Below are 18,150 nucleotides of genomic sequence, written 5' to 3' on the forward strand. Positions count from 1 at the left end.
AGATAGGGCATAGCGTTTTCTTCCAAAGTCGCCGCCCGGTTAAATAGATCGGGATAGTGTTCTTTGAGATATAAAATCTCTTGTTTCTTCATGCTCGGACAAAAGAAACAGGACGATTTACCCGGCTGCGGCAATCCTGCCGCTTTGATTTCCCGGATACAATCGTCCCTGTCCAGCCCCATTCTTCAATGAGGGGGTAGCGGTTATGATATTTTTTGTCGGCTTCGTTGTACTTGCGGGAATGTTCATACCGTTTCACTTCTCCCGCGTCATAGCCGATATAGCGGTTGACTTTCTCGCCGCGCTGCCATACTTCGCGGCAAGGCGCATAGTGGTTGCAAAACTTTTCCTGCGGTGCGATTTTGTGTTTCTGCGAACAACGCTTATGCCCGTAGGCAATCGACGGGAGCGTATGAGAGCGCAAGCACTCGGTTTCAAGAGATAGGCGGTTGCCGTAGCGGTCAACATACTGCACAACGGTAATCTGCGGCATACCGTGTTCCGCAAGCCATTGATTGATTATCTCGATAAATTGATAGGTATGCGGGTGTTCCGCGCCCGTATCGGCAAAGGTGATAAGGTCAATCGGGATTTTGTGCTTGTATAGGCCAATAAGTAAGGCGGCACTATTCGTGCCGCCGCCAAAAGATACAATATTCATTTTTCAACTCCTTTTAATTGTAATTTAACCGCCCGTAGGCGTAAAAGTGGGATTGCCAATAGCTGGTGTCCAGCTTTGAATACTGGATAGGGTCGCCACAATGCAGCATGACGGGGCTTCCGTCCCCGTCCTCGCCCACATAAATCCCCACATGGGAAACGCCGGGGGTGTCGTATGTACCCGTAAAGAACACCAAATCCCCCGGCTGCGGGTTAGAAACAGGGGTTGAGATGTTGTAAAGCCCTTGCGCCCCAAGTCTGCCCGTATTGTATAGGCCGCTGTTCGTCAACACATAACTCACAAAGCCGCTGCAATCAAAAGAGGTTTCCGGGGTGCTGCCGCCCCACACATAGGGAAAACCGACGTATTTATCTGCTTCCTCCATGAGCCGCGCAAACTTTTCATCGGAACCCAGCAGCGCGGCGGGTACTTCATAATCGGCGGGCGGGTTTTCATAGTATTTAGACACATAGCCGGATTGCGGGAAAAGGTCGGGTCTGTTTCCCAGCGACGACATATACATAGCGTACATGGATAGCTGTTCTTCGCCCATGATGTAAACGGGGACATGGGAGAGGTTGAAGTTTTCCAAATCCACATGAAGAATGTAATAGTTATAGGGGACTTCAACCGTATAGGGGTTGCCCTCGCTGTCCGTCCTTGTTTCGGTGCGGTAGCGTACCTGTACTTCTTCCTCGACCGTCAAGATATACTGTTTCTCAAAGAGCATTTCAAGGGTGCTTTGCACTTCATCGAGTGTAAACACGCCCTCATGCCACGCGGAAAGGATAGAAATTAGCACATAGGGGTCATGCTCGATCTCGTCCGCGTTTACCCGGTATTCGTCATAGCCGGGGTATTCGCTTTCGATATTGTCCAGCATATCTTGTAACTCGGCTTCCATAGCGGCATACGCGCTTTCCGCGCCCGTTATATCCGCGTCCTCGGAGAGATAGGACGACGCAATCAAGCCGCTGCCGCTGTTGCCGCCAAAGAGGGAGCAAGAGGACAGCCCGCCGAAAAGCAGCAGCACGATAAAGGCAATCCCGCCCACAATCAAGCAGCCTTTCCAATGCCGGACAACAAAGAACGCCGCCCGTTTGGTTTCCTGCGCGGTTTTCTTCGCCGCCTTTGCGGTGGCTTCAGCGGTTTTTTTCGCTTTGCCGCCCGCTTTCAGCGTTTTTGCATACTGCTTTTTAATGCGCTGCTTCTGCCAAAAACGGGAAATGGGGTTGGAGTGCGCAAGCGCGGGGTTATCGTGCAACGCCTTTTGATAGAGAAAATCTGCGTTTGCCTTTACCGCTTGTTTTTCCGCTGCCGCCGCTGCCCGGTAGGGTTTCAGCTTATGGCGGCGTATGCCGCCCTTAACTGCCCGCGCCGCCATGCCGCCCGCTTTCTCTCCGGCAAGTTCTACCCGGTGCCCGCTTTCCACACCGACGTTTTCTTTCTCTACCTCGTAGATTTTCCCATGTACGGTACTGTTTAACTCCTGTGCCGGACGGGATAAGGGGTTATGCCGCAACTTGCCGTTTGGGGGCTTATCCGTCTTTTCAAAGGAAAGGCGCGTCTTTGCCTTGCCTTTCGCTTCGTCAAAAACGCGCTCTTTCTTGATTTTGGTCTGCTTGGGGATAGCCGCCCGCGCTGCGTCTAAACAGTCTGCCGCCTTATCCGATTTCTTGATCGCTTTTTGAAGTTCCGGCGTTGCCCGTTCCGCTTCGGAAAACTGCAAGCGGGAAGAATGGGTTTTAGGCTGCGTCGCGTCAAGGGCTTTTTTCTCCGCGCCTTTTGCTGCGTGTCGCTCAATCTCTGCGCCGATATGCTGCACAACCTTTTCCGCTGCCACCCCTGCGGGGGCTGAATAGTTTTCTTCCTGCGGCCTTTCGCTGATACTGGACGTTTCGCCCGTCGTGAGGTTTTCCGCAACCGCACCGTCGCGGGTCATTTTTTGCGTTACCTTGTCGGGGGCTTTCAGTTCCTTGCTCAATCTTCATCACCTCCAATCCGCTGTTTTGCAAGTTCGCAATAGTCGGGGTTTAACTCAATGCCGATATAGCGGCGGTTAAGCCGTTTTGCTACCATGCCCGTCGTGCCGCTGCCGAAAAAGGGGTCAAGGACAATCCCGCCGATGGGACAGCCCGCCAAAATGCACGTTTCCGCAAGTTTCGGCGGGAACGCTGCGAAATGCCCGCCATGATAGCCGACATTGTTAATCTGCCAAACGTTGCGGCGGCTGCGGACGGGAGAAATCAACTCGTCGGCGTATGCGCCCTTTTCGCGGGGGCGGTTGATTTTCTGCGGTTGGTTTTGCCCCGGAACAGTAACGTTATACTTATTTCCTTTGCTAACTCCGCTTTTCAGCCGCCCCGCCGTTGTGGGGGCTATCGGCTCGGCTACTGCTTGCCAATCGTAATAATACTTCTTTGACTTGGTAAGCAGAAACACATATTCATAGCAGCGGGTCGGCCTGTCCCGCGTGCTTTCCGGCATGGGGTTTGTTTTGTGCCAAATGATAGAACTGCGCAAATACCAACCGTCGCCCCGCAAGGCGAGGGCTACAAGCCACGGAATACCAATTAAATCTTTGGGCTTGCAGCCGGGGGCGCGGTGGTTAAACGCCACTTGCTGCCCGTTCCTGCCTTTGGGGTATTTGGGGTCTTGGTGGTCGGCTTTGCTGCCTGTGCCGCAATAAGTGTCCGCGATATTCAGCCAACAAGTACCCTCCGGCGTAAGCACCCGCTTTACCTCATGGAATACCGCCGTAATACGGGAAACATATTCCTCCGGCGTTGCTTCCCGTCCGATCTGCCCGTCTGCGCCGTAGTCCCGCAAGGCATAGTAGGGTGGGGACGTTACGCAACAATCAACTGCATTTTCCGGCAAGGTTTGAAGCACCTGCAAGCTGTCGCCGCAATAGATTTTGTCCATTTCTATCCTCATGCCGACACCTCGCCGGGTTTGGTCGTCATTACACGATAGAGTTCCGTATCTTGCGGGAAACGGTCAATAAAGGGCAAAATCACGTTGCCATAGAAGATAAGCCCCTCGCCCGCGTCGGAATGGGTTACATAGGTCATTTGCTGCTGCGAAATGTTAAGCTGCTTTGCAAGGATTTCCCTGTCGCCCTGGGCTTGGTTGAGCATATACACAAAATCGCTGTTTTCAAAAATGTTCTCCACCTCGCGGGACGATAACAAATCTTTCACGTTTTGGGTGATACCTGTCGGAATACCGCCCCATTTTCTAAAACGCTTCCAAATCTCAACGCTGTACGCTGCGGTCTGTTCCTCTTTGAGCAGCAAATGAAACTCGTCGATATAGTACCGCGTCGCCTTGCCTTCGCTGCGGTTTATGGTAACTCTGTTCCAAACTTGATCTTGGACAATGAGCATACCGAGTTTTCGTAGCTGGGTGCCGAGTTCTTTAATATCAAAGCAGACAAGGCGGTTGTGAATGTCAACGTTTGTTTGGTGGTTAAACACGTTCAAACTGCCATTTACATAGAGTTCCAATGCCGACGCGATACGCTGCGCTTCCTTTTCCGGCTGCTTCTTGATTTCATTGTAGAGGTCGCCCAAAATCGGCATATTCTCCGGCTTCGGGTCTGCAAGGTAGCTGCGGTACACGCTGATAACGGCGCGGTCAATCAAAGTCTTTTCAACCGCTTCCAGCCCGTTTTTGCCGCCCATAATCAACTCGCAAAAGGAAAGGATAAAATCGCTCTTTAAGGCTATGGGCGTGTCGCCCTCGCTGTAATTGAGGTTTATATCCATCGGGTTAATGTACTGCGTGCTGTTCTGCGAAACCTTGATAACCTGCCCTTTCAGCCGTTCCACAAGGGGGTAATATTCCGCTTCCGGGTCGCAAATGATAATATCGTCTGCGGTAATGAGAAAAGCGTTGGTGATCTCGCGCTTTGCCGAAAAACTCTTGCCGCTGCCGGGTGTGCCGAGTATCAAGCCGTTAGGGTTCTTCAGCCTTTTCCTGTCGCACAAAATCATGTTATTCGATAATGCGTTTAAGCCGTAATACAACGCTTCGCCGCTTTGGAACAGCTCTTGTACCGTAAAGGGGACGAAAATGGCGGTGCTGGAAGTCGTCAAGCCCCGCTGGATTTGGATTAGGTTTTCGCCCAATGGGATAGAGGACATAAGCCCCTGTTCCTGCCGGTAGTCAAGGCGGGTGAGCATACAGTTGTATTTCTGTGCGATACTTGCGGCCTGAAATACGTCGTTGTCCAATTTCTGCTTTGTGTCTGCCACATTCAAAACTAACAGCGTAAGCAAAAACATTCGCTCGTTCCGGCTCTGCAAATCCCGCAAAAGGTTTTTCGCTTCGCCGCCGTAGGTGGCAAGGTCGGACGGAATTATATCCATATCGTAGCCGCTGCGGATTGCCTTTTTCTGTTCCTCGATTTTCATACGGTCAAGGTCGGTGATTTTCCGCTTGATCGTCTTGATCGCTTCGTTGTGGTCGATACTCTGAATGTGCAGATTGACGACAATCCCGTTTTCCGCTTCCATGAAGTCGGCAAGCATACGGTCTGAAAGTTCCGGCGCGGCAATCTGCAAAAAGGAAACCGCGCCAAACTTCCCGCCCATTTGAAACATTCGCCCGTCGCCAAAACGGAAAGAGGACGGGGCAATAAAGTCTTTGACGGAAAGGCCGCTTACGGGTAGCCATTCCCACGCAAAGTTGAAGCGTTCCCCGTCCGGGTGGAAAAGCCCATGCAGCACTTCAAGCCGCTGCTTCCCGTCCAATACCCGCGCCGCCGCGCCGATCACCTTAAAATGGTTGAGGGTGTCCGTTTCGATACGGGCAAGCCGCGCCCGCGCCGATTTAATATCTTTTGCTTCAATGGTAAAGGTGAGAAACTTTGTCTTGATAAGCCCGTTGTTGCCGCGTTCAAGCTGTGTTTGCAGCATTTCGGTGTATTCGGCTCTGATACTGTCAAAGTCGTCATTCTGTGGGGCAATCGTGATACTGCTCTTGAAATCCTCCTTGTTCGCATGGCGGCTGATTAAGGAAAGCTGCACACTGATAGAAGCGTCAAAAGAGTTATACATATCGCAAAGGGCTTCAAAAATGGCGGTCTTGTCGTCCGGCTGCGCAAGCTGATAGTTAATATCTTCAAACTCAATGCACTTGGAATACCGCCCGTTTGCAAGGCGGCAAATCCCGTCCTTATACATTCGTTCAAACGGTATGCTGTCCTGCGCCGTATGGGGCTTCCCGTCGCCCTTTGACTGCCGGATAAGCGCGTCGATCTGTTTCTTTTCCTGCCGCGTAAGTTTACGCTTTTTGTTTTGGGTCTTTCCCTTTTCCTTTGACAATCGCCCGTACCTCCTTATCTAATCGCTCCTGCCGCGCAAGGGCGGTATAAAAATTGTTGGTCTGATAAGGTCGCTCTTTGGGGCGAAGAAACTTCACTTCCACAAATTGCCGTATAATCACTTCCAGCGGTTGCCCGTTCTTCTCGTACATAGCGAGTAGGAACATGGGCAGCATGGCAAGCACCATGCACAAAGCCGCCGTTGTCGTTCCCGCGCTGTCCTTTGTCAAAAAGAATAGCGGTAGCCCGATAGCCACCGCCGCGCCGAAACAGAGTAATTGTCTTTTGGTAAGGTTGAACATTACCTTGCTCTTGATTTTGGTTAAATCCTTTGGGACGGTTACATACGCCATTTCAAACCTCCTTTCCGGCAAACCGTATGTCGCTTTTGATTTCATTTCCCCATACGTCCCAACCAGGGGTATGCTGCCTTGCAAACAGTTCAATACGCGGTAGGTCGCCCATAAGGGCAAGTATCTTTTCCCGCGTTATATCCGGCTTTTTGCTGTGCTGCTCAACAGGGGAAATAATAAATTGATGTACCTTGTTTGATTGTCGCTTCGGGTGTCCTTTGGTAGCAAGCAAGCAGATTTCCGCATTTCCTCGCGTCCAAAAGCCCAAGCCATAAAACCAAGTGGGCGATTTCCGATTTTGCTTTAACCATACAAAGGCAACGGATTTATAGGTAAATCCCCAAGCCTTGATTAACTGCAACGCTTCTTTAAGCTGCGGGAACGTCGCCCATAGGAATAAAATACAGTCCTTATCCGCAATTTCTTTGACGGGTAAAGCGCAAAGTTCCTCAATACTCATAGTGGGATAGTGCTTTTCCGCTGCGCCCTGTACCTTGCTTCTCGCGTATCTCCAAGGGGGATCGGCGTAAATGATTTTGTATTTCTTCATCTGCACCCCCTTAATGCGCGCTGAATACGGATTTTGCAAGGCTTCCCGTTTTGAAAAGCGTAAAACACAAGAGGACGGTATAGCCCATGCAAGACCAGATCGCGCCGGATATGTCATCGGTTGCTGCGATTGTCTGTATCAAAACCGCATAAATACCGACGCACACAAGAATTAGAAAAGCCTGAAAACCGAGGGCAAGCAAGGATTTTAAGTAGTTCTGTCCCATGCCGCCCCATTCACGATTTACCATTGTCGCAACGGGGATAGGGGCGATACTCGTTACAAGGTATATTTCAATCATGCGCCCGTACACCACCAGCATGATACAGATAGACAACGCTTTCATGGTAAGCCCCACAAAGAGTGATTGAAACCATAGCCCCAAAAGCCCGCCGACGCTCATAGCGTCCAGCTTTGCTTCTATATCGGTGATAACGGTTGCAATATCTATGCTTGTGTCGGATATGATAACGCCCGCGCTGTCGTTGACGACGCTCTGTGTAATGTCAAATACGCCCATGACGATGTTCCAAGTATTTGTTACCAGCAGCACCGCAACAAAGGTTTTGAAAATCCACTTGAAGAAAATCCAAGTGTCGAGATCGTGCAGATTGTTTTTCTCAATTACAAGCTGGATTAGTTCGTAGCACATGACAAAGGTAATGATAACGCCCGCAATCGGCACAATGACGTTTTCCGATAGGCTGCGTATCATATTGAATATGCCCGCGTTCCACCCGGCGGGGGTTGTGCCGACTTGCGTTGCGATTTCTCCAACCTCTGTATTTACGCTGTCGAACAGCCCGGAGAGATTAGAGAGTATTCCGTCTGTCAAAATGCCGCGAAACCAATCTTCAATCATCTGCCATATCAAAAGCTAATCCCTCCTTTCCCGCGCCCTCCCGCGTGAAGCGGGAGAGCGCGGCGGGTAGTGTTAGTTTGTGGCATTATCCAAACAGGCCGGAGAGCAGCGGGACAAGGGTAAGGCCGATAAGGGCAACGCCGCCGCCCGCCATCAACTGTTTTATCCCTAATTAGGAGTAAAACCTTGCTCGATGGCGGGCGGCGGCGTGTCAAAAAATATATGGAATTGTTTTAGAACCGCCCCAGCGGGAACAGGTCAGCCCTTGACCTGTTCCACCTCCGGGATGGGTTTGAGATTGAAGTGAATTTCGATAGAAATGTGTCGTGTCTTATCGCTGTCGATGTGTTCATGGACAACGATTTCTTTAATCAGGCGGTTTAAGGTGGCTGTGTCCAACTCCGTGATGTCGGCATATTCCTGAATGGCGTCCACCCATTGTTTGGCGTCCATTGCCAGCCGCATTTCATCAGCCAGCTTCTTGCGCCCCTGTGCAACCCGTTCTTTCAACTCGGCCTGTTCCTTCTGCGTCTTGTCCAGCATGAGATTGAAGTTGGCTTCGCTGATCCGCCCGGCAACCATATCCTCATAGAGCCGCAGCACCATCTTTTCCAGAACCTCAATTCGTTCCTCGTCTTTTGTCAGGGAACGCTCCAACGCTTCCCGCTGGCCTTTCTGTTCGGCTTCACAGGTGTTGGTCAGCTTCCCGGCAATGGCTTCCCCATCGGTCAGGGCAGCCCTGGCACACTCCCGGATTTTGTTCAGGACAAGGTGGTAAAGGGTGTCGTACTCCACCCGGTGCTGGGAACAGTGGTTCTTGCCGAACGCCCCATAGGTCTTACAGGCGTAAATCTGCTGCGGGTGCTTGGCGTGGGTGGTACGGATGGTCAGCGACTTGCCGCACTCGCCGCACTTGATAAGCCCGGCAAACAGGCTGGTTTCCCCGTCCTGACGGGGGCGCTGCCGGGATTTCAGCTTGCGCTGCACGATGTCAAAGGTCTTGCGGTCAACAAGCGGCTCATGCTGGTTCTCCACCACAATCCAGTCCTCCGGCTTTTTCTCCCCGATGGTGCCGATTTTGAAGCGGTATTCCTTCTTCTGGGAAGCGATAGCGCCGGTGTAGACAGGGTTCATCAGGATGTCCTTAATCACGGAGAAGTCCCACATATACCGCCCGTTTACCGGGTCTTTCTTTTCCCACTTGGTTGACACGTTCCGAAAGCCCCTCACCCGGTTCCAGTAGGTCGGGCATGGGATTTTTTCTTCTTCCAGCCTGCGCCGGATGTAGTTGGGGCCGTGTCCTTCCAGCGCCCACGTAAACAGACGCCGGACAATGGGAGCCGTTTCCTCATCAATCAGCAGATGGTTTTTGTCCTCCGGGTCTTTCCGGTAGCCGAAGGGGGCAAGGCAGCCGGTAAACTGGCCTTTCTGCGCTTTCAGCAGATAAGAGGAATGAACCTTCTTGGAAATATCCTTGCTGTACATCTCGTTGAGGATGTTCTTGAACGGCGCTATGTCGTTGTTGTCCCGCATGGTGTCGATACCGTCATTCATGGCGATATACCGCACTCCGTTGCGGGGGAAGAAATCTTCAATCAGGAAGCCGGTCTGCAAGTAATTCCTACCCAGTCTGGACAGGTCTTTCGTGACCACAAGGTTTATCTGCCTGCGCTCGATGGCTTTCAACATCCGTTTCAGGTCGGGGCGCTCCATGTTCAGCCCCGTGTAGCCATCGTCCTGATAGACTGCAACAACCTCCCATCCCTGCTTTTCGCAGTAGGTTTCCAGCATAGCCCGCTGGTTTGCGATACTGGCGCTCTCCCCGTCAAGGTCATCGTCCTTGGAAAGCCTGCAATAGATAGCCGCCCGGAAGCTGCCTGCCAGTATTGCGTCTACGCCTGCATATTCAAATCCGTTCATCATAACCGTTACCCGCACAATCCAGACGGAACACGGTCACTCTGAACCTTGTCTTTATTATACTCTAAATCTTGCTTTTTCGCAAGATATTCTTTATCATTTCTCTGGCTGTATTTCTGTGCAATCAGGCTCACGAAAACGTCCGTAGCGTCCAGTTCGCCGTCAAATACCGTTGTGACATGGATTTCAGTTTTGCTTTTTGCCATAGGCAGTTACCTCCATAAATGAAATAAGCCAGACAGGAGAGGGTCGGCAACGAAGTCCGGCAACGGGCTTCAAAAAACCTCGAAAACAATCTCTGTCTGGCGGTTGGGTTATTTATTACTTTTTCTTTTATTTTTCTGTTGCTTTGGTTGTCAGAGGGAAGAAAAGCCCGCAGTTACGGGCTTTTTCCCGGCAACCGGCCCGGCAACGGGATAGCAACGGGGTCGGCAACCGGCTGTGATTTCCCCGGATTTTTCAGAAGGGAAGCTCCATCTGCTCCGTGACTTCCACAAATCCGTCCGGCGTTTTTTCACGCCCGTTGTCAGCGCCCGTTGCCGGGGCTTCCCGTTCCCAGCCCTTCTGTCTGCCGTATCCCTCAAATATCCGCGGATTGGAGAAATACTTCCATCCCGTGATACCGTGGTTCATAATGTCGTTGACTTCCCGGATTTCCCACTGTTTCGGCTCGTCAAAGGGGTGGTTTAAGGCTTCCTTGAAAAGCTGCTTGGAGCATACGGCGCTGCCGGTGTAGCGGTCAAGGTACGCCTGTATCATCCCGGCCTTGGTGTCCTCCGGCATAAAATCCCGCTGGTGTTCTTTGAGGTACTGTATCATTTCGGGGGTAAAAGACAGCTTGAAATCGCCGCTTTTGTAGGTTGTCATGGCTTCCGCCCATACCTGTTCCAGATAGGCTCTGGAAGCGGCTTCATCGTCCAAAATGTGTACCTCGGCCTGTCCGGGGTAGACCATGACCGGCAGGAAGCGCCGGTTCCCGGAACGGTCAAGGGGCAGGAAGTCCAGCGCATTGGAAGTCCCGCCGAACACACATTGCCGCAGCCTGTCCTCCGGGTGGGTTTCGTAGGGGATTTTATAGACCTCCTTCTGGCGGCTTAAAAATGACTTGATTTCCTCTATGCTCTTGGCGTTGGCGGTGGCAATCATCTCCGACATCTCGATTATCCAGTGGCCTTGTAGCTTCCGGTACACGTTATCATCGTCCAGCTTCCGCAAATCATCGGAAAACCACTCGTCCTTTACGGCCAGCAGCCGGAAGAAGGTGGATTTCCCGGCTCCCTGGCCGCCTACCAGACAGAGCATGACCTCAAACTTACAGCCGGGGCAGAAAGCCCGGTGGATGGCTCCCAGCAGGAACAGCCGCAGGGAATGGTAAGTGAAGTTGTCCATGTCGGCTCCCAGAAAATGCCGCAGGCAGTAGCGGATACGCTCTTTCCCGTCCCAGACAAGGCCGTTCAGGTAGTCCCGGATGGGATGGTAGCTGTTGGCGTCTGCGGCCAGATCAGCGGCGTCTGCTATCTTTTTCTCGCTTGTCAGGCCGTAGGTATCTTCCAGATACAGCCGGATATATTTCATGTCCGTGTCGGTCATGGCCTTGCTGCCGGTTCTGCGTTTCCTACCGATGGGCTTTAGAAGGTCAATACGCTCGGTCAGGAGATTTTTCGCAACCGCTCCGGAAAGGACGGGGTCATACTGGAACACGGTCAGGCAGTTGTGGATACTGTTCCGCACGCCGCCTTTCTCGGTGCTTTCCAGCATGGCTTTGACTTCCTCAACGCTCCGGGGCGGGGGTGCGGTTTCGATGGTTTCCGTCACGGCCTGCCGCAGTTCGGGCGGCAAGGTCTGCCATTCTCCGCTCAAGGTTCCTCACTTCCTTTCCGTAGCTGGCAATCAGGGCGGCACGTTCACCCATATCGGAGAACAGCAGCACATCCAGCAGATATTCCACATGGGATTGTTTCTGCAAGGCTTCCACGAAAAGCGGGTGCCATTCTTCCTCCGGTGTCTTGGGGGCATAGTCCCGCTTCCAGCGGCGCAGCAGATTGTGATAGTCGGACAGTACCCGGAAACAGTGGCGTTCCATGCGCTTGAATTGCTGCTCCGGGCTTTCCTGCCGGGGCTGGGGGCAGCGGCTCCTGCTTGGCGGCTCCTTATCCTCATAGGGGATGGAGAAATCCTGCGCCAGCATGAGGGCGGCTTCCTTGGGGCTGACGTTTTCCAGACGGGAAACAAAGTCAATCACATCCCCGTCTGCCTGACAGCCGAAGCAATGGAAGCGCCGGTCAACCTTCATGCTGGGGTTTTTATCGTCATGGAAGGGGCAGGCACACATCCCGCTTCTTCCTACCCGGATACCGTAATGCTCGGCGGCCTGCCGGGTGGTAACAGACTGCTTCACGGCTTCAAATACGTTCAATAGGCAAATCCTCCTGAAAATAGAAAAAGCGCCTGTCATTCTCACGGGGAAAATGGTAAGCGCCTGATTGGTTAAAGTTCCATATCCTGTTTTTGCTGGCGGCGGGGCTGCTGGCGTTTCCGTTCTTCCCGCTGCTTCACGCCCTCTATCTTCCAGCTTAATTGTTCGTTGATTGACGGTTTCTTTCCCGGCTCCGCCACGGCTCGGCGCTGCTCCGGCGGCAGCACATGGTTTATCCAGTTCCGCACATCCCGCAGCAGCTTCATGTCCTCCTGAACCACCTGCAATCCCTCATTCTTTTCAGACAGTTCCCCGGAAAGCTGCTTCCGTTCCTCGTTTAGTTTCCTTTTGTCGTAGGGCAATTCATCATGATGGGCTTTGAAGAAACGATTGGCGGCAAGGTAGGCGTCCAGTTCTTCCCGGTGTTCGGCGGCAAATTTCTCCTTCCGGGTTTTCCAGCCGATGGAAGCGTATTTCTTGTAAACCTCTTTGTAGGCTCCGTGGTTGGCAAGATGGGAAAGCGTGGTATCAATGGCCTTTATCCGGCGTTCCGATTTTCTGATGTCGGTCTTTGCGGAAAGTATCTCCCCACTGACCTTATCCAGATAGGCGTCAAGACTCTCCACGGTGGAAATCTCTTTCTGCCGCAGGAAGTCAAGGGCTTCCATGACCTTGTTGAAATCTCCAACAGTGCCTTTCAGCTTCCCCTTGGAAGTCCAGCCGGTGCGTTCCTCACTCCGCATATCCAGATACCGGGAAAGCAGTTCGGGGATGGTCGGCTCCTTTGCCTGTTCCAGTGCTTCCAGCAGCGCCGCCTTTTTCTCTTTCAGGCCGGACAGCCAGCCCTTTAAGCTGCGTACCATCTGCCGGATAGACTGCATGAGGGAATTGGCGGCTTTGATGTCCCGGTTCAGGTTGCCGATGTTGGTCTGTATGCCTTTTTTCTCCAACTGGCTGACCGCTGGCCCCATGTGGACGGTGGGGATTTTATCAATCCCCTGTCGGGCATAGGAGCGAAGGTCAAGGCGCTCCGGGTTGCCGATGGCTTCCAGATAGCGGTTCGCCGTGTCAGCCCAGCCCTGCCGCCATATCTCGGCGTACTTCTGGTCGTTCCAGTCCACGGTGTCCTCCTTGTGGCTTTTCCATCTGCCGGACGCAAGCCGGATACGCTCGCCGTTCTCGTCAAGGTCGTAGACCTTCCGGCTCTTGGGAAGCCATTTGCCGGTTTCGTCCATTGCCCGCATGGTAAGAAGGATGTGGGCGTGGGGATTTCCGTCCCCCTTGTCATGGATGGCAAAATCGGCAATCATGCCCTTGGAAACAAAAAACTCCCGGCAGTAGTCCCGGATAAGGTCGGCGTACTGTTCCGGGGGAAGTTCCCGCGGAATGGCAAGCACAAACCTCCGGGCAAGCTGGGAGTTCCATTGTTTTTCAATCGCTTCGGCGGCGTTCCACAAGGTATTCCGTTCGGCGTACTCCGGCGGGGCATGGGGTGGCAGCATGATTTCGGTGTGGACGATTTCACTTTTATGGGAATAGTATTTCTGTTTCTGGTCGTATTCGGAAAACAGCCGTTCCCCGCTCTGGTAGGCGGCAGACGCAACGGCTGACTGGCGCTTACTGCGCTGGATGATTTTCACATCAAAGTGCGGGCATGGCAAGTCGTGTCCTCCTTTCTCCCGGCGTCCGGGCAAAAAAAGAGCAGGGAACCTGTTTCAAGATTTCCTGCTCGGTGGTGCCGCCGGTGGGCGGCTGGTATTCGGTTTTGAAAGTTCGGGTCAGGATGGCCCGATGATAATAGGCTGATAAATGGGAAGTTATTTATTATCTGCATTTTCTTCCAATAATGTTTCAAGTTCCAAATCTTCTGTGAGTTTTTTACCAGTTATATCTTTATAAGCTTCTTTTATCCCATTTTTTACAGACCACTTGATAATAAAATATAATGCAATCAGTATAATAATTGCTGTACCAGCACTGATTCCCAATTCTTGAAACATCCTAATTACCTCCATAAATGTACGATTTGTCGCTGGCTCTATTATACTATGACCAGCCACTTTTGGGAATAGAAGAATTGTAAACTTGCTGGACGGGAACAGCTTGCAGCGCAAGGTGTTTCCGGGCGGCAAGTCCACAAAGGGGTAGCTGGCGGCAGCCAGCGCAGGGGAAGTGTAGCTTCCCCTGTGATGATTGACAGGAGCCGGAACGCTGCGGGCAATCATCCGCTTTCCGCAGGGCGCATGACGTCCAGTGGACGTCAGCTCTGCGCCGACCGGAGCGGAAGCGGAGACGCCCCCGGCAGGGCGCAACACACTACCTTCAGGTGGTGTATAGTTGCGCCCTTAGTAAACTAAGGGGTTTCCGGCTTCTCCCGTTCCAGCATTTTTTTCAATAGTTCCTGCGTGTCCTGTCTGTGAAAAATGAGTTTCAACAACAGCATGACATCATCATCTGTCAGGCGTTCCGGCTCTTGCAGAAAACTTTCCAGCATACCGCCACGGGTACAGAGCCGGTGTGTCCGTTCCTTTCGGGTAAGCTGCTTTAACTGGTGCTGCAATGCCTTTTCATCATTGATAGCTTTCCGCAGTTTCTTTTCGCTTTTCTCCAGCTCCCGGTTGAGCTTTTCCAGCTTTGAGGTATCAGGCAAGGGCGGCGTCCTCCTTTCCCGGTATCAGCACATAAATCCTATTCGGTTCTCCCACGCCCTGACGCACCCGCATGATAAGTCCGGCGGTTTCCAGTTCATTCAAAGAACGCTTGACCGTCATGGGGCTGCGGGACAGGACTGCGGCAATGGCTGTAACAGGGAAGCAAACAAACAGGATTCCGTTCTCGTCCTCCTGCCCTTTGGAGAGCATAGCGTCCAACATCCGGCAGTACATAACCTTTGCGGTGCTGCTAACTGGAAACCCTGTCAACGCTCTGGGAAATGGCATACATGGCGGCAATGGTGTGTCTATCGTCATAAATTCAAAATTCATTCTGTGTGTTCCTCCTTTTTCTTTGCTCGTTTGGATAAATAACGGGGGCAGTCAATCACAACCGCCCGGAAGCTCTGCTTGCACCCATGCTGGCATTTCCGGCATAATTCGTTGTAAGTGACACGCCCCCGGTCATTGAGGTAAAAGGAAAGCTCATACTTCCTCTTTTTGCTCATTCTCGGCATATTGCGCTTCCTCCCGTTTTAGTGTATGGTTTCGGGGCGCTTTTCGGCAAAATTACGGTCATAGAGCCGCTTAAAATCTCCCGAAGTATCAGCGATAGGGTAGACTATCCCCCTATCAGATTGTCGTGTTTCGGTATCATTTCGGTGTCAGTTCGCCAGTTCTCCCTGGTGTCGTTCCTCCCCTGAATCTCACAGCGGCGTATTGCTCCCTTTGGTACGCTCGTTTTGGTCAGGATTCCTCCACATCCCTGCCAAAAGTCATGGCACTACATCGCCGGGGAAGCATATCCCACACAGGCTGGTCATTCGATTGGAATAATCCATCGATGAACTACCTGTATCATAGAACATTTTTGTACCCTGTGCCGTATGTCCACAAAGTAGGAATTAAGGGTAAAAATCAGAAATTTCCACGATTGCGGAAAGTGTGATATAATCCAGTTAAGCGGCAGCAATCAAACCGCCGGAAAGGAGCGTGTGCCCATGAAAGGAGCGACAAGCATACAGGAACGCCTTTGGGAACTCCGCAAGGACAAAGGCTTAAATCTGGAAGAATTATCAGAGTTGACGGGTATTTCCAAATCAGCTCTTGGAAGTTATGAAAAAGAGGATTATAAGGAAATCAATCATGGCAACCTTATCGCGCTGGCAGACTTCTATGGAGTTTCCGTTGATTATCTGCTGTGCCGGACAGAGAACAGGGAGCAGATCAACACGCCATTGACGGAGCTGCATTTGAATGATGAGATGGTCGCACTTCTGAAAAGCGGTCGGATTAACAACCGTCTGCTCTGTGAGCTTGCCACACATAAAGATTTTATCAAGTTTCTTGCAGATATTGAGATTTATGTGGACGGGATTGCCACCATGCAGATTCAAAACCTCAACGCCCTTGTCGATACCGTCCGGCATGAAATCATTGAACGGTATCGCCCCGGCGAAGATGACCCGCATTTGAAGGTGCTGCAAGCTGCCCATATCAGCGATGATGAGTATTTCAGCCACATGGTTCTGGATGACCTCAACCGGATTATCCGTGATATTCGGGAAGCCCACAAAAAGGACAGTGAGAGTGCGCCCCAGACCACTGTTGCCGATGAACTGAAAGAAAATCTGGAAGCGGTCGAAAATTTCAAGGGCAGCCGGGATGAAAAGTTGGTTGTCCTTTACTGCAAGCAGCTCGGCATCAACTATAAAAATCTGTCAGACGAAGAATTTCGCTGGCTGATTCGGATTCTCAAAAAATCAAAGAAAATGGGAACGCCTATCAGCCAGAGGAAAAAAAGGTAAGGAAAAACCGCTGTTGCATGGTTTGTTGGCTCCCATGTAGCAGCGGTTTGTGCTGTGGTTATTCAGTTAAAATTTCAAAGCGATAAAGTGGAATTTATCTTAGAAATTACAGCAATGTTATTTTGATAAACTTTCAAGAATTGAAATATCATGCTTATCTTTATCTCTTAATTCATAACCTGAGTGGAAAACTCTTTGACCTTTTAAGGATATACAAGGAATTGTTTTTCCTTCAAAAAAAGCACTACCAAAGTAATCTTTTTCAAACTCATACCAGCCACCCTCTAAATCAGCTTGTTTTGAAGTTCCGTCCTCATTTAAAACGAACGGGTGAATGTCTAAGTAACCAAGTTCATCACTATATAACTCTATTCTAACCGGTTTCCAGTCTGTATCAATTTTATAGCCCAGATTCAAAAGCACATTTAACAATTTTTCCGTATGTTGAGCATCAAAATTTATATCTATATCTCTATGAATTCTTGTTTGTTTACCAGCTAAAATATCTACACCCCATCCGCCATCCAACCAGTATGTAATTCCAGTATTTTCGAATAATTCTATTACTTTCATTAAATCTTCTTTTGTTGTTATTTCTTTTCTACCCATACAAAGTCTCCTTTACAACTTCTAATTTGTAATAATCATTCTACCATACCGTTATGAATAAATCATCTCATGCAAAACAATTTCTTCTGCCCGGTTGTGAATGTTATTGCAACGCTGCACCCATTCCATTTGACAGGTACGCTTTAATTCCTCTGTCACGCCCTCGGCAGCTTTCAGCTGTTCCATGATAGTGTCTGACCGTTCCTGTGCCTGTTCGTTCATGTCTACAAGATATGTCCACAATTCTCCGGTCAGTATCAATGTATTCAATCTGGATGGGTGGACTTCTCTTAAATATTCCCGGTGCATCCGTCCATACTTTCCGATGGGGCGGTGTTCTTCCGGAAGTTTCAAATCCGGGATGTAGTAATCTCCGACAAGGATATAGTCAATTCTGTTTTCTGTTATTCTTGGTTTCAATTCGCTCATGTTCCTTACCTCCTGTGGAAGCAGGCTCGTCTGATACTAACTCAATCACATCGGTAATCTCACAATTCAGGGCTTCGCAGATACGCAGCAGCGTTTTCATACTGATATGCTCGCCCTTGCCCATGTTGGCAATCATGTTGGTTGTCAGACCGGCGGCAAGCCGCAAGTCCTCTTTTCTCATGCCACGCTCTTTCAGGGTGTTCCATAATGGCTGATAGCTGATGTTCATAGGCTTCCCGTCCCTCTTTCCATCGTCAAGTGTTCTGCACCCATTATAGCAGAAATCTTGCGTTTCCACAATATTTCTTGACCGCACCGCCGGTTCCGTCTGGATTGTGTTTTCCCTTTCTTCGCTTTTTTATTACATCTAATTAGCCATAAGCTGTTTCATGCCCTGCGACTTTGCTTATGTGCTATAAAGAAGCAATAGAAGCGTAAAAAATTTTGCCGTTCCTATCCGGCACTTGGCCATTGTGTCGGATAGGTCGGGCGGTTATTCGGGCAAGTCAATCTTGCCGACAAAGCTGTAATAAATCTCAATGTCCTGCCTGCGGGTGCCGTT

Annotated in this window: 21 protein-coding genes; 1 reads left to right on the plus strand and 20 read right to left on the minus strand. The window is 50.9% G+C overall.

The window, feature by feature from the left end; all coding sequences use genetic code 11:
- Nucleotides 1–88: 88 nt before the first annotated feature.
- The 17 genes from BQ9859_RS04415 to BQ9859_RS04495 all read right to left on the minus strand — a co-directional run bounded on the left by BQ9859_RS04415 (nucleotide 89) and on the right by BQ9859_RS04495 (nucleotide 15,260).
- Nucleotides 89–661: a phosphoadenosine phosphosulfate reductase domain-containing protein gene (locus BQ9859_RS04415; protein WP_235846390.1), complete on the minus strand. Its 573-nt coding sequence runs from the start codon at nucleotides 659–661 to the stop codon at nucleotides 89–91.
- Between the two features lie 13 nt (nucleotides 662–674).
- Nucleotides 675–2,645, minus strand: coding sequence for a C40 family peptidase (locus BQ9859_RS04420; protein WP_075877037.1), 1,971 nt, complete (start codon nucleotides 2,643–2,645; stop codon nucleotides 675–677).
- Nucleotides 2,642–3,586 (minus strand): DNA-methyltransferase, encoded by a 945-nt coding sequence (locus BQ9859_RS04425; RefSeq protein ID WP_232305646.1) that lies wholly within the window; start codon nucleotides 3,584–3,586, stop codon nucleotides 2,642–2,644. Before BQ9859_RS04425 ends, BQ9859_RS04420 begins: the two co-directional genes overlap by 4 nt.
- 8 nt (nucleotides 3,587–3,594) lie before the next feature.
- Nucleotides 3,595–5,991 carry a VirB4-like conjugal transfer ATPase, CD1110 family gene (locus BQ9859_RS04430; RefSeq protein WP_002604478.1) on the minus strand — a complete coding sequence of 799 codons (2,397 nt, stop codon included), beginning with the start codon at nucleotides 5,989–5,991 and terminating at the stop codon, nucleotides 3,595–3,597.
- Nucleotides 5,951–6,343: a PrgI family protein gene (locus BQ9859_RS04435; RefSeq protein ID WP_002604479.1), complete on the minus strand. Its 393-nt coding sequence runs from the start codon at nucleotides 6,341–6,343 to the stop codon at nucleotides 5,951–5,953. The genes BQ9859_RS04430 and BQ9859_RS04435 overlap by 41 nt, the downstream gene beginning before the upstream one ends.
- A gap of 1 nt (nucleotide 6,344) precedes the next feature.
- The gene (locus BQ9859_RS04440) at nucleotides 6,345–6,893 is read right to left on the minus strand and encodes an MT-A70 family methyltransferase (protein ID WP_002604480.1); all 549 of its coding nucleotides are present in this window, start codon (nucleotides 6,891–6,893) and stop codon (nucleotides 6,345–6,347) included.
- A gap of 10 nt (nucleotides 6,894–6,903) precedes the next feature.
- Nucleotides 6,904–7,755, minus strand: a complete 852-nt coding sequence (locus BQ9859_RS04445) for a VirB6/TrbL-like conjugal transfer protein, CD1112 family (RefSeq protein ID WP_003502113.1) — start codon at nucleotides 7,753–7,755, stop codon at nucleotides 6,904–6,906.
- 85 nt (nucleotides 7,756–7,840) lie between these two features.
- Nucleotides 7,841–7,912 carry a Maff2 family mobile element protein gene (locus tag BQ9859_RS04450; RefSeq protein WP_456237775.1) on the minus strand — a complete coding sequence of 24 codons (72 nt, stop codon included), beginning with the start codon at nucleotides 7,910–7,912 and terminating at the stop codon, nucleotides 7,841–7,843.
- Between the two features lie 101 nt (nucleotides 7,913–8,013).
- Nucleotides 8,014–9,678: a recombinase family protein gene (locus BQ9859_RS04455; RefSeq protein ID WP_075877038.1), complete on the minus strand. Its 1,665-nt coding sequence runs from the start codon at nucleotides 9,676–9,678 to the stop codon at nucleotides 8,014–8,016.
- Between the two features lie 5 nt (nucleotides 9,679–9,683).
- Nucleotides 9,684–9,881, minus strand: a complete 198-nt coding sequence (locus tag BQ9859_RS04460; RefSeq protein WP_055271298.1) for a hypothetical protein — start codon at nucleotides 9,879–9,881, stop codon at nucleotides 9,684–9,686.
- A gap of 253 nt (nucleotides 9,882–10,134) precedes the next feature.
- A complete protein-coding gene (locus tag BQ9859_RS04465) occupies nucleotides 10,135–11,535 on the minus strand; it encodes a virulence-associated E family protein (RefSeq protein ID WP_456237773.1) in 1,401 nt (466 codons plus the stop codon).
- On the minus strand, nucleotides 11,447–12,091 hold the full coding sequence (locus BQ9859_RS04470) for a CHC2 zinc finger domain-containing protein (RefSeq protein WP_181968387.1): 645 nt from the start codon (nucleotides 12,089–12,091) through the stop codon (nucleotides 11,447–11,449). The genes BQ9859_RS04465 and BQ9859_RS04470 overlap by 89 nt, the downstream gene beginning before the upstream one ends.
- A 71-nt stretch (nucleotides 12,092–12,162) precedes the next feature.
- Nucleotides 12,163–13,752: a MobQ family relaxase gene (gene mobQ, locus BQ9859_RS04475; RefSeq protein ID WP_075877041.1), complete on the minus strand. Its 1,590-nt coding sequence runs from the start codon at nucleotides 13,750–13,752 to the stop codon at nucleotides 12,163–12,165.
- Between the two features lie 156 nt (nucleotides 13,753–13,908).
- Complete coding sequence (locus BQ9859_RS12700; protein WP_235846391.1) at nucleotides 13,909–14,406, minus strand: DUF6019 family protein; 498 nt, start codon at nucleotides 14,404–14,406, stop codon at nucleotides 13,909–13,911.
- 38 nt (nucleotides 14,407–14,444) lie between these two features.
- Complete coding sequence (locus BQ9859_RS04485) at nucleotides 14,445–14,741, minus strand: DUF3847 domain-containing protein (RefSeq protein WP_009296086.1); 297 nt, start codon at nucleotides 14,739–14,741, stop codon at nucleotides 14,445–14,447.
- Nucleotides 14,734–15,060, minus strand: a complete 327-nt coding sequence (locus BQ9859_RS04490; RefSeq protein ID WP_456237774.1) for a DeoR family transcriptional regulator — start codon at nucleotides 15,058–15,060, stop codon at nucleotides 14,734–14,736. Before BQ9859_RS04490 ends, BQ9859_RS04485 begins: the two co-directional genes overlap by 8 nt.
- A gap of 11 nt (nucleotides 15,061–15,071) precedes the next feature.
- Nucleotides 15,072–15,260 (minus strand): hypothetical protein, encoded by a 189-nt coding sequence (locus BQ9859_RS04495; protein WP_020989947.1) that lies wholly within the window; start codon nucleotides 15,258–15,260, stop codon nucleotides 15,072–15,074.
- 483 nt (nucleotides 15,261–15,743) lie between these two features.
- Between BQ9859_RS04495 and BQ9859_RS04505 the strand changes: the two genes are divergently transcribed.
- The gene (locus BQ9859_RS04505) at nucleotides 15,744–16,550 is read left to right on the plus strand and encodes a helix-turn-helix domain-containing protein (RefSeq protein ID WP_075877043.1); all 807 of its coding nucleotides are present in this window, start codon (nucleotides 15,744–15,746) and stop codon (nucleotides 16,548–16,550) included.
- A 117-nt stretch (nucleotides 16,551–16,667) separates the two neighbouring features.
- Here the strand turns inward: BQ9859_RS04505 and BQ9859_RS04510 are convergent, their stop codons facing one another.
- From BQ9859_RS04510 to BQ9859_RS04520, 3 genes are read right to left on the minus strand one after another with little or no spacing between them, the layout of a single operon-like run.
- Nucleotides 16,668–17,159 (minus strand): nucleotidyltransferase domain-containing protein, encoded by a 492-nt coding sequence (locus BQ9859_RS04510; protein ID WP_009266803.1) that lies wholly within the window; start codon nucleotides 17,157–17,159, stop codon nucleotides 16,668–16,670.
- Between the two features lie 51 nt (nucleotides 17,160–17,210).
- Nucleotides 17,211–17,588 carry a TnpV protein gene (locus BQ9859_RS04515; protein ID WP_075877044.1) on the minus strand — a complete coding sequence of 126 codons (378 nt, stop codon included), beginning with the start codon at nucleotides 17,586–17,588 and terminating at the stop codon, nucleotides 17,211–17,213.
- Nucleotides 17,548–17,817 carry a helix-turn-helix domain-containing protein gene (locus BQ9859_RS04520; protein WP_075877045.1) on the minus strand — a complete coding sequence of 90 codons (270 nt, stop codon included), beginning with the start codon at nucleotides 17,815–17,817 and terminating at the stop codon, nucleotides 17,548–17,550. Before BQ9859_RS04520 ends, BQ9859_RS04515 begins: the two co-directional genes overlap by 41 nt.
- Nucleotides 17,818–18,150 lie beyond the last annotated feature (333 nt).

Origin of the sequence: Merdibacter massiliensis (genome assembly GCF_900155395.1) — a bacterium.
Classification (GTDB): domain Bacteria; phylum Bacillota_I; class Bacilli_A; order Erysipelotrichales; family Erysipelotrichaceae; genus Merdibacter; species Merdibacter massiliensis.

Coding starts and splice junctions, on each gene's coding strand:
- BQ9859_RS04495 (WP_020989947.1), bottom strand. CDS start 15,260: ATGCCGAGAATGAGCAAAAAGAGGAAGTATGAGCTTTCCTTTTACCTC.
- BQ9859_RS04510 (WP_009266803.1), bottom strand. CDS start 17,159: ATGGGTAGAAAAGAAATAACAACAAAAGAAGATTTAATGAAAGTAATA.
- BQ9859_RS04445 (WP_003502113.1), bottom strand. CDS start 7,755: ATGATTGAAGATTGGTTTCGCGGCATTTTGACAGACGGAATACTCTCT.
- BQ9859_RS04460 (WP_055271298.1), bottom strand. CDS start 9,881: ATGGCAAAAAGCAAAACTGAAATCCATGTCACAACGGTATTTGACGGC.
- BQ9859_RS04515 (WP_075877044.1), bottom strand. CDS start 17,588: ATGAGCGAATTGAAACCAAGAATAACAGAAAACAGAATTGACTATATC.
- BQ9859_RS04455 (WP_075877038.1), bottom strand. CDS start 9,678: ATGATGAACGGATTTGAATATGCAGGCGTAGACGCAATACTGGCAGGC.
- BQ9859_RS04435 (WP_002604479.1), bottom strand. CDS start 6,343: ATGGCGTATGTAACCGTCCCAAAGGATTTAACCAAAATCAAGAGCAAG.
- BQ9859_RS04520 (WP_075877045.1), bottom strand. CDS start 17,817: ATGAACATCAGCTATCAGCCATTATGGAACACCCTGAAAGAGCGTGGC.
- BQ9859_RS04505 (WP_075877043.1), top strand. CDS start 15,744: ATGAAAGGAGCGACAAGCATACAGGAACGCCTTTGGGAACTCCGCAAG.
- BQ9859_RS04425 (WP_232305646.1), bottom strand. CDS start 3,586: ATGGACAAAATCTATTGCGGCGACAGCTTGCAGGTGCTTCAAACCTTG.
- BQ9859_RS04415 (WP_235846390.1), bottom strand. CDS start 661: ATGAATATTGTATCTTTTGGCGGCGGCACGAATAGTGCCGCCTTACTT.
- BQ9859_RS04440 (WP_002604480.1), bottom strand. CDS start 6,893: ATGAAGAAATACAAAATCATTTACGCCGATCCCCCTTGGAGATACGCG.
- BQ9859_RS04490 (WP_456237774.1), bottom strand. CDS start 15,060: ATGACGATAGACACACCATTGCCGCCATGTATGCCATTTCCCAGAGCG.